This is a genomic window from Kineococcus gurbantunggutensis, from assembly GCF_050871925.1.
Taxonomy (GTDB): domain Bacteria; phylum Actinomycetota; class Actinomycetes; order Actinomycetales; family Kineococcaceae; genus Kineococcus.
Window position 1 is genome coordinate 1 of sequence record NZ_JBJLSG010000173.1, and the last position, 9,737, is coordinate 9,737.

Here is a 9,737-nt window from a genome sequence, read left to right on the forward strand (position 1 = left end):
GGGCCCGGGGTGCAGCCCCGGGCCCCGGCCCCGCTGGCCCCCGCCCCGCGGGGCGGTCCGTCAGCCCAGGCCGTCGTGGCGGTACGCCAGCACCGAGGCCACGGTCGTCACCACGAGCAGCGCGAGCGCGAAACCCGCCGTGACCAGGTGCCGGGCCACGTCCGCGCCGCCGCCGGTGAGCACCGCCACGGTGAACTGCACGAGCACCACCGCGCTGAGGAACACCCCGGCCGCGCCGAGCGCGCCGACCCTGCGGTCCTCGCGCAGCGTCCACGCCACCGCCGCGCACACCGCCGAGCAGACCAGGAACACCGCCACGAACAGGTGCGGCTCCAGGCCGAACAGCCGCTGCCACGCGGTCTGCAGCACGCACACGCGGCACTCCTGCGCCTGCGCCGGCTCGCCGGAGGAGACCGGGTAGGAGGCCAGGCCCGGCACCCGCAGCACCGCCAGGGTGCTCAGGCCCCGGTCGGCCAGCTCGCGCAGCCGCTGCGGGTCGTCCAGGTACAGCCCCACCCGCTGCGGCAGGCCCGCGAGCTCGCTGAACCGCTGCGGGTCGTACTGCGTCAGGGGCGTGGCCGCGTCGGACAGCGGCACCCCCGCCGACGCCGTCCACACCTCGGGCAGGCCCAGCGCGCGCAGGTCCGCGGCGGGGTCGGGGCTGTGCGGCAGCACCTCGGCGAACACGGCGGAGTAGTCGTCCTCCAGGGTCGCCCGCTCCGGGACGGAGGAGAGGAACCACCCGGTGCCCGCGCACAGCACCAGCGCCGCGAGCGCCCCCGGCACCCGGCGCAGCACGGCCCCGCGCAGCAGGGTGCCCGCGCCGTACGGGCGCACGAGCAGCAGCGGCGCGGCGGCGAACGCCACGAACGTGGAGCGGGGCGTGGCCAGGGCCGTGAACGCCGCGGCGACGACCAGCAGCAGCAGGTGCCGCCACGTCACCGCCGGCGCCCGGAACAGCACCGTGACGGCCACGACGGTGCCCACCAGGCCCGCGAAGTACGCCGGTTCGGGGTGGGCGGAGGCGAAGTACCCCGCGAACGCGCCGTCGGCGAGCACGAGCAGCAGCAGGCCCGCCACCACGGCGCGCCGGAACAGGCTGCCGGGCACCAGCACCGACAGGCCCGCCACGAGCAGGCCGACCAGGACGGCCGACAGCCCGGCCAGCACCCGCAGGTCCAGCCCCTGCTGACCGGTGAGGGCGGGGGTGAGGGCCTCGGCGGCGGAGGTGAGCAGCAGTTGCGTGGAGTGCCGCCACTCGCCGGCGCTGCCGGGGTCGCCGGCGGCGCACGCCTCCCCGTACCAGGTGTGCGGCACCCACAGCGGGCGCCACCGGTCGGCGGCGGGGGTGTTGAAGGGCAGGTCCTGGCGCAGGCCCAGCCGGCACAGGAGCTGGTGCCCGCGCCCGTCGTCGGCCAGGCCGACGCCGCCGCCGGCGAGCATCCGCAGCGCGAACGCGCCGCCGGTGACGAGGGCGAGGACGACGAACTCCGCGGCGCGCCCCAGGGGGCGCCCGCGCAGGAAGCGCAGCACCAGGGCGGTGGCGGCGTGGCGCACCGGCGCGCGCCGCGCCCCGCCCGCCGACCCGCCCGCCGACCCGCCCGCGCGGTCCGGCGCGACGCGGCGCAGCGGCCCCGCGGCGTCGAACGGCCCGGCGCTCACGAGACCGCCTTCCACGGCACCAGCCCGGCGCGCACGGTGCCGCGCACCGGCCCGCCGGCGTGCTCGGCCCAGCAGGAGCTGTCGCCGTCGGCGCTGCGCACCACCGCGGACCACGGCGCGCGCAGGGGCTCGCCGACGTACCGCTCGGCCAGGCGCCGGCAGGCGTCGCGCTGGTCGGCGGTCGCCAGGGAGGCGCCGACGTGCCCGACGAGCTCGCCGGAGTGCTCCCGGTCGCAGGTGACGTAGGCGCGCGAGCTGTCCTGCCCGCGGTAGAGGACGACGCCGCGGTCGTCGCGGCACAGCCGCAGCTCGGCGGAGTCGTCCAGGCGCAGGGCGCCGCGCAGGGTGCTGCCGCGGAACGGCACCGTGCCCGGCGCCCGGTCGAGCACGAGGTAGCAGGCGGCGCGGCGCAGGCCGTCGGCCCACTCGGTGCGGGTGGGGTACTTGGTGAACACGTTCAGGCCCCAGTGGGAGTCGAGGTCGTCGGCGCCGAGGTAGTCGCGCAGCCCGTCCACCGGGCACACGCCCGTGCGCAGCCGCAGCTCCTCCGGCGAGGGGCGCTGCGCGCGGGCGGCCAGGTCGGCGGGCAGGTCGACCACGGCGTACGCCTCCGCGGTGTGCTGCCGCGAGCACGGCACGGCGGGGGAGACGTCGCTGAGCGCCGTCATGCCCTCCGCGGTGGTCAGCGCCTTGCAGGTGCCCGGCACGACGTCCGCGGTCGGCGTCGCCGGCTGCGCGCCGGTGGCGCTGCCGTCGGCGACCGGCACCGCGCAGGCCCCGGCGAGCAGGGCGAGCGCGGCGAGCACGGCGAGCAGGACCGCGCGGCGCATCACACGGGCACCGCGCGCGCCGCGGCGGCGGGCGCGGGTGCGGGCGCCGGGACGGACCCGGCCGGGGGCAGGGCGGCGGCCAGCGTCAGCGCCGCGATGCGCAGGCCGGCGCGGCCGTCGCCGAACGGGCTGGGCCGCGTCGCCAGGGCGGCCAGGTGCTCCGGGCGCAGCAGGGAGGCGGCGGCCTCGCGCACCCCCGCGGCGGAGGTCAGCACGGAGAACCCGGCGTCCACCGCCTCGGGGCGCTCGGTGCTGTTGCGCACCACGACCAGGGGCTTGCCGAGGACCGTCACCTCCTCCTGCACGCCGCCGGAGTCGGAGACCACCAGCCGCGAACCCGCCGCCAGGGACAGGAACTCGGTGTGGCCGACGGGCTCGTGCAAGCGCACCGCGGCGGGCACGGCCAGGCCGAAGCCCTCCAGGCGGGCGCGGGTGCGCGGGTGCAGCGGCAGCAGCACCGGCAGGCCCAGGTCGCCCAGGGCGCCGAGCAGGTCCCGCAGGCGCTGCGGGTCGTCGGTGTTCTCGGGCCGGTGCACGGTCGCCAGGACGTACCCGTCCTGCTCCACGCCGACGTCCCGCAGGAACCGCGACTGCTGCACCGGGCCGGGCAGCGCGCGGCGGGTGGCCTCCACGATGGGGTTGCCGGTGACGTGCACGGCGCGCGCGGGGGTCCCGGCGCGCAGCAGGTTCTCCGCGTTGGCGGCGGTGGCGCAGCAGTGCACGTCGGCCAGCGCGCCGATGAGCAGGCGGTTGACCTCCTCCGGCATCGCGCGGTCGTTCGAGCGCAGGCCCGCCTCGACGTGCACCACGGGCACGCCGAGGTAGTGCGCGGCCTGCGCGCCGGCGTTCGCGGAGTTCGTGTCGCCCTGCACGACGACGGCGCCGGGGCGCTGCGCGCGCATCCGCAGCGAGAGCTGCGCGATGGAGGCGGTGATCTGGTCGACGCGGTCGGCGCCGCCGACGCCCTCGAGCACGGTCGCCGGCGGGCGCAGCCCGCAGCCGCGGAAGAACACCTCGGTCAGCTCGGGGTCGTAGTGCTGGCCGGTGAAGACGACGTCCTGCTCGACGCCGAGGGCCTCCAGCGCCAGCAGCACCGGGGCCAGCTTGATGATCTCCGGCCGGGTGCCCATGACGACCGTGACGCGGGGCGCGTTCACCGGCGCACCACCGCCTTCAGCGCCTCGCGGGTCAGCAGCCCGCGGCGGTGCGCCACGACGCCGGCGACGGCGAGGAACCCGGCGGCCAGCGGCAGGCCCTGCAGCGGGAGCGCGGGGGTGGGCATCACCCGCACGTTCTGCCCGCACGAAACGGTGGCGATCTGCGCGTCGAGGGCCCCGCTGAGCAGCTTGACGGTCAGCGCGGTCGCGGTGGCCTTGCCGCCGCTCGTGCTCGTCGCCGCCAGGCCCAGGGTCGCCACGCCCGGCACGGTGACGGACGTGGTGCCGGCTGCCAGGAGGGCGGTCAGGTCGAAGGTCTTGACGGTACCGACGTAGACGCCCGCACCGACGAGCTGCACCTTCGGCACGGCCGTGCCGTCGGAGCGGGCCGTGCAGGAGGAGACGATCGCGTCGGCCCGGACCTGCGTCGCCGGAACCAGCCCCAGGGCCGGCACGAGCGTGAGCACCACGCCGCCGGTGGCCGTACCGCTGCGGGTGCACTCCCCGGTGCTGCCCACGCTGAGCGAACCGCCGCTGCTCAGCACGCCGGCGCACGCGGCGGACGTCCCGTCGGAACCCGCCCGGGCGTGCTGCGCCATGACGCCGCCGGTGACCAGGTTCTGCCCCGGCAGGGCGGTGAGCGGAGCGGGGGAGACCACCGTGGCGGGCGGCTCACCGGTGTTGTCCGCGCTCGACACGCCGGTCGAGACGGCGGCGGTGCCGAGCGCCTTCACGTCCACGGCGGTCGCGGTGGCCGTGGAGGTGTCCGCGGCGGCGCTCGCCGCGGGGGCGAGCACCAGCGCGGCGCTCAGCGCGGCCACGGCGCAGGCCAGGCCCGGACGGCGGCTGGCGGGGTTCTGCTGAGTCATGGTTCAGGCACCTTCCGGGCTGTTCTGGAGGGCACCCGCGACGGTGTCGCGGGGGGTGGGGACGAGGGCCGGCTGGGCCGGCTGGTGGCCGGAGACGTCGGCGGCGTGGGAGGTCTTCTTCCAGTCGTGGCGCCCGCGCAGCACGCGCACCAGGGCCCACCAGACGGAGACCTGCAGCAGGTAGCCGTAGAAGATGTTCGCGACGCCGAGCAGGACGGCGTGGGTGCGCCCGATGCTCTGCCCGGAGCGCACCCGGTACAGCGGTCCCCACACCGCGTTGGGCAGGGCGCCGAACAGCAGCGCCAGCGGGGCGATGCCCCAGGCGCCGGCCCGCCACCACTCGCCGGGTCCGCCGGCGGTGGCCAGCGCGTAGTAGCAGTCCAGCGCGATCGCCGCGGGGAACACGATGCTGCCGACGATCTGCGACCACGGCACGTACAGGTAGTACGCGATCTCGACGGCGGCGGGCAGCGGGACGTTGGGGGAGGTGAGGACGCGCCAGAGGTACTTGGAGCACTGGATGCCGCCCTGCGACCAGCGGCTGCGCTGGCGGATCAGCGGGACCACCCTCGTCAGGCCGGCCTGGGCGACGAACGTGTCGTCGCAGTACTCGGTGCGCATCCCGGTGAGCAGGACGTGCAGGCCCAGCTCGAAGTCCTCCAGCAGCGCGCCGTGCCAGGGGGTCCCGTGCTCCAGGGCGATGCGGTCCAGGGAGGCCATGCGCGTGAACTGGCCGTTGCCGCCCATGCCGACGCTGCCGGTGCGCCGGCGCAGCACCTGCATCGCGGCGATGGTGCCGGTGAACTCCATGTCCTGCAGGCGCACCAGCAGCGGCTCGCGGCGGCGGACCGGGGTGCCGTCCTCGTCGTCGAGCCCGGCGCTGAGCTGGTGCGGGTCGGTGCTGACCAGGCCGTCGACGTCGGTGGTGATGCGCACCTGCACCTGCACGGCGGCGACCATCGGGTCGCCGAACATCGCCGGGCCGCAGACGGTGTCGGGGCAGGCGCGGTCCAGGCGGGCGTCGGCGTCGAGCACGCCGACGACCACGCGCTCGCGGTCGGTGCCGGGGGGCAGGTGGGCGTCGATGGCGCGCCAGGCGGCGTTCAGCGCGGCGCCCTTGCCCTTCTGCGCGTCGGGGTGGGCGCGGCTGACGACCCGCAGGTTCACCAGCTCCCCGCGCAGCCGCTCCAGGATCGCGCCGGTGGCGTCGGTGGAGGCGTCGTCGACCACCCACAGCGTCGCGTAGGGGAACGTGCCGGCCAGGTGCCGCACGGTGGCCTCGATCACCTCCTCCTCGTTCAGGCACGGCAGGACGAAGTGGAACTCGAACTCGCGGCGGTCGCCGGGCACGGTGTCGCGCCGGCGCAGGAACGGCCGCAGGATGCAGATGACGTAGACGAGGAAGAACACGCACAGCAGGAACGCCCCGGTGTTCAGCAGGGCCAGGAACCAGCGCGGGTCATCCATGGTGCGCCCCCGCCCGGGTGAAGGTGCCGCGCAGCAGCACCGCCAGGAACGCGGTGCCGGCGAGCACGACGCCGGTGGTGCTGATGAGGGTCCCAAGCAGCACGTGGCTGAGCGAGTACCCCAGCGCCGGGCCGAAGTGGTCCATGGACAGGGCGATGGCGACCAGGCGGAGCTGGTTGAACGTGACGATGAGGCCGACCGCGCAGGCCAGGCTGCTCAGGGCCCGCTGCACGGGGACCCGGCGGATCGTCAGCAGGACGCTGGTGGCGGCGAAGAACGGCACGAGCAGGAACGCGACGGTGCAGCCCAGGGTGATCTCGTAACCGGTGCGCACGCCCTCGACGCTGAACATCACCGCGTACCCGGCGCGGTAGACGTCGTGCAGGCCCAGGGTGCGCGCCAGCACGGCGGACAGGCCCGCCTCGGCGTGCCGGACGTCGGAGGCCATGACGAACATGCTCAGGACGACGGCGGCGGTGCCGGCGCCGAGCACGGGGCGCACCAGGCCGACGTCGGGGCTGGCGGCCTCGACGAGCTCGTCGAGCAGGCGCGCCTGCAGCACGTCGCTGGGCGTGCCGTCCCCGGGCGCCTCGACGAGCGGCACCGCCAGCAGGTCGCCGGTGCCCGCCGGGCCGCCGCCCGCGGGGACGCCGGTGCCCGCCGGGCCGCCCGCGGCGTCCGGCGCGCTCACACCGTGACCGCGGCGCGGCGCGCCGCCAGCAGCGACTCCTCCGCCCGCTGCCAGGCGGCCACGAGGCCGCCGAACGGCTCGCGCACCGACCAGCCGGCGGTGGCCGCGCAGCCGGCGGCGGTGAGCGCCGAGCGCACCCGCTCGGCGACGACCTCGGTGCACGGCACGCCGGCGCCGGCGCACAGCACGCCGAGCTGGCGCCCGCCCAGGCGCACCACGGCGCCGTCCCCGCCGGCGGCCTCGCGGGCGGCCAGGGCGGCGCGGCGCACCAGGCGGGCGCTGCTGACGGCGCCCACGTCGAGCAGCACGATCCCGCTGGGCTCGGCCCAGGTGCGGGCGCGGTCCTCCTCGCGCGAGAGCAGCAGCCCGAAGCCGCGCCGGTCGGGCAGGCCGGTGAGCTCGTCGGCGTGGTGGGCCAGGGCGGCGGCGCGGTCGGCCTCGCGCAGCGCGCGCATGCCCTCCAGCTCGCGCGCCAGGGACGCGGCGATCGTCTCGGCGTCGGCGCGCAGGCGCTGCGGGGAGGGGGTGGCCCCCTCGCCGACGGGCTCGCGGCTGAGGCCGCACACGGTGCCGATGGGCTCCCCGGTCGGGCCGAGCAGGACCGTGCCGGCGTAGGCGCGGATCTCCAGCGCCACGACGGACTTGTCGTCGGCGAGGTCGGGGGAGCGGTCCACGTCGCGGGCGATGACCGGGCCGCGGGCGGCCACGGTCACGTCGCACGGGGTGCTGGTGAGGGCGGTGACCATGCCGGTGGGCACCCGCAGCTTCGTGGAGGCCCCGGCGAGCACGGTGTGGGTGCCCGCGACGACGCGGTTGACGAACCACGTCGAGTAGCCGGTCTCGGCCACCAGGGCCTCGGCCAGGCCGGTGGCGGTGCTGAGGAAGCCCGGGCCGGGCGCGGTGCCGGACGGCGGCGCGGGCGCCGCCGGTGCCCCGGGCGCGCGCTCCCCGGGTGCGCCGCCGCGGGCGTCCCGCCCCGCGGTGCGCCCGTCCCTGCCGAACCTCCACCACCCCACGGCGGCCCCCTTCCCGAACCTCGTTCCTGAGGTGGTTCTCGGGGCGCCTGCTAGGGGGCTTGAGCGGGGTTCGCTAGCAAGGAGCAGCGCGGGCGGGCCGTGCCCCCCCGCTGGGGGACAGGCCTTCCCGGGCCGTCGGGCGCCGCCGCGCCCGCGCCCGCCGCGCCGTTGCGCCGTCCGGGGTCCGCGCCTCACGGGCGCCCGCCGCCGTGCCGATGGGCACGGTGTGGAGACCGCCCGCACCGAGCGCTCCGGCGAGCGCCGGGGGCTGCTGCACCTGCTGCGCGTGCACATGGCCGCCTACCTGGGCGTGCTGGCGCTGCTGCTGGTCGTGGTGTCCTCGGCGACCGCCTACGGGCTGGGGGTCGTGCAACCCGCCGTGGAGCGCACCACCGCGCTGACGCGCGAGCTGCGGCTGAACCACGAGGCGCTGCTGGACCAGGAGACCGGCCTGCGCGCCTGGGTCGTCACGGGCGACGAGGCCCTGCTGCACTCCTACCGGGCCGGCAAGCTCGCCGGCGAGGAGCACGAGGAGCGCCTGGCCGACGCGGTCGCCGGCGCGCCCGAGCACGCCGCGGAGGTCCTGGACGTGCTGCTGGCTCAGGAGGCGTGGGAGCTGCAGTGGGCCGCCGAGGCGCTGCGGCGCGGCGGGTCGGCCCCCGGCGCGGACACGGCCCTGCTGGTGCGCGGCAAGGCCCTCTTCGACGACTACCGCACCGCCTACGCGGTGGCGATCGCCGACGCCGCGGCCGCCCGGGACGCGGCGGTGGACCGCCAGCGCCTCGTGCTGCAGGTGCAGGCCGCGCTGCAGGTGTTCCTCGTGGCGGTGGCCCTGGTCGTGGTGGCCCTGGGCTTCCGGCGCAAGCGCCGGCTGATCGCCCACCCGCTGCTGGAGCTGCAGGACGCCATCGCCCGGCTGCGCCGCGGGGAGGTCCTGCTCGACCTGCCGCGCCGGAGCGTGGGGGAGCTGGACGAGGTGGGCACCGCCCTGGTGCGCCTGTCGCGCGAGCTGGACCGCGAGCGCAGCTCCTCCGCGGCCCGCCAGGCGCGCGCCGAGCACCTGACCGGCCAGCTGCGCACCGTCCTGGACGGCACCCGCGCGATGGCGGCGTGCGAGTCGCGCGAGGCGCTGCTGCGCCTGGTGGTGACCACCAGCGCGGAGCTGGCCGGTGCCCCGGCGGCCCTGTGGGTGCGCGGCGCGGGCGCGGCGCTGTCGTGCGCGTCGTGGTCGCAGCACCTGGCCCCGCGCCCCGAGCGGGCCCCGGCCGTGGTGGGCGCGGCGGCCGCCGACGGGCGCCCGCAGGAGGGCGGCGGGGTGCTGGCGCTGCCGCTCATCGGCGCCGGCGCCGTCGTGGCGGTGCTGGCGGTGGACCGCCCGGCGGCCGGGGAGGAGGTGCCCGCGGGCCTGGAGTCGCTGGTGCTGGCGGCGGCGGCGTACCTGGAGGCGCTGCGGCTGCACGAGGAGACCCGCGCCCGGGCCACCACGGACGCGCTGACGGGCCTGGGCAACCGGCACCGCATGGACGCGGAGCTGGCGCGCGAGTGGGAGCTCAGCGCACGCTCGGGCGCCCCGCTGAGCTTCGCGCTGCTGGACCTGGACCGCTTCAAGGCGGTCAACGACACCGCCGGGCACCAGGTGGGAGACCTGTGGCTGCAGATGGTCGCCGAGGCCGCCGGCGCGGCCGTGCGCGCGGGGGACCGGGTGTTCCGCTACGGCGGCGAGGAGATCGCCGTGCTGCTGCCGGACACCGCCGAGGAGGAGGCGGCCGCGGTGCTGGAGCGGGTGCGCGCGGCGGTGGCGCGGCTGCGCGGGCCGGAGGCGGCCCCGCGGCTGACGACCAGCGCGGGCGTCGCGCAGGTCGCGCCCGGCGCGGCCGGTCCCGCCGAGCTGGTCGCCGCGGCGGACCGGGCGCTGTACGCCGCCAAGCGCGGCGGGCGCGACCGGGTGGTGCGCGCGGGGGCGGGGGAGGCCGCGGCCCTGCGGGCCTGAGCGCCCCCCCCCGCCCGGCGCGGGCGGTGCGGCCGGCCGGCGGGTGCCGGCCGGC

At 77.7% G+C, this 9,737-nt stretch carries 8 protein-coding genes; 1 reads left to right on the top strand and 7 read right to left on the bottom strand.

Features of this window, described 5'->3' with window-relative positions:
• Positions 1-60: 60 nt before the first annotated feature.
• The 7 genes from wsfD to ACRYR7_RS21815 are packed head-to-tail and all read right to left on the bottom strand — an operon-like array spanning position 61 to position 7,692.
• Positions 61-1,662 (bottom strand): glycan biosynthesis hexose transferase WsfD, encoded by a 1,602-nt coding sequence (gene wsfD, locus ACRYR7_RS21785; protein WP_432574211.1) that lies wholly within the window; start codon positions 1,660-1,662, stop codon positions 61-63.
• Positions 1,659-2,492: a septum formation family protein gene (locus tag ACRYR7_RS21790; RefSeq protein WP_432574212.1), complete on the bottom strand. Its 834-nt coding sequence runs from the start codon at positions 2,490-2,492 to the stop codon at positions 1,659-1,661. The genes wsfD and ACRYR7_RS21790 overlap by 4 nt, the downstream gene beginning before the upstream one ends.
• Positions 2,492-3,649, bottom strand: a complete 1,158-nt coding sequence (gene wecB / locus ACRYR7_RS21795; protein WP_432574213.1) for a non-hydrolyzing UDP-N-acetylglucosamine 2-epimerase — start codon at positions 3,647-3,649, stop codon at positions 2,492-2,494. Before wecB ends, ACRYR7_RS21790 begins: the two co-directional genes overlap by 1 nt.
• The gene (locus ACRYR7_RS21800) at positions 3,646-4,518 is read right to left on the bottom strand and encodes a hypothetical protein (RefSeq protein ID WP_432574214.1); all 873 of its coding nucleotides are present in this window, start codon (positions 4,516-4,518) and stop codon (positions 3,646-3,648) included. Before ACRYR7_RS21800 ends, wecB begins: the two co-directional genes overlap by 4 nt.
• Before the next feature lie 3 nt (positions 4,519-4,521).
• Positions 4,522-5,985, bottom strand: a complete 1,464-nt coding sequence (locus tag ACRYR7_RS21805) for a glycosyltransferase (protein ID WP_432574215.1) — start codon at positions 5,983-5,985, stop codon at positions 4,522-4,524.
• Positions 5,978-6,676 carry an exosortase/archaeosortase family protein gene (locus tag ACRYR7_RS21810; protein ID WP_432574216.1) on the bottom strand — a complete coding sequence of 233 codons (699 nt, stop codon included), beginning with the start codon at positions 6,674-6,676 and terminating at the stop codon, positions 5,978-5,980. Before ACRYR7_RS21810 ends, ACRYR7_RS21805 begins: the two co-directional genes overlap by 8 nt.
• Positions 6,673-7,692, bottom strand: coding sequence for a hypothetical protein (locus ACRYR7_RS21815; RefSeq protein ID WP_432574217.1), 1,020 nt, complete (start codon positions 7,690-7,692; stop codon positions 6,673-6,675). The genes ACRYR7_RS21810 and ACRYR7_RS21815 overlap by 4 nt, the downstream gene beginning before the upstream one ends.
• Positions 7,693-7,918: 226 nt before the next feature.
• On the opposite strand from ACRYR7_RS21815, the gene ACRYR7_RS21820 reads away from it, so the two are divergent.
• Complete coding sequence (locus ACRYR7_RS21820) at positions 7,919-9,682, top strand: diguanylate cyclase domain-containing protein (RefSeq protein WP_432574218.1); 1,764 nt, start codon at positions 7,919-7,921, stop codon at positions 9,680-9,682.
• Positions 9,683-9,737: the final 55 nt, after the last annotated feature.

Excerpts from the sequence above, each read along its gene's own strand:
- ACRYR7_RS21790 (WP_432574212.1), bottom strand. The coding sequence starts at position 2,492 with ATGCGCCGCGCGGTCCTGCTCGCCGTGCTCGCCGCGCTCGCCCTGCTC.
- ACRYR7_RS21800 (WP_432574214.1), bottom strand. The coding sequence starts at position 4,518 with ATGACTCAGCAGAACCCCGCCAGCCGCCGTCCGGGCCTGGCCTGCGCC.
- ACRYR7_RS21805 (WP_432574215.1), bottom strand. The coding sequence starts at position 5,985 with ATGGATGACCCGCGCTGGTTCCTGGCCCTGCTGAACACCGGGGCGTTC.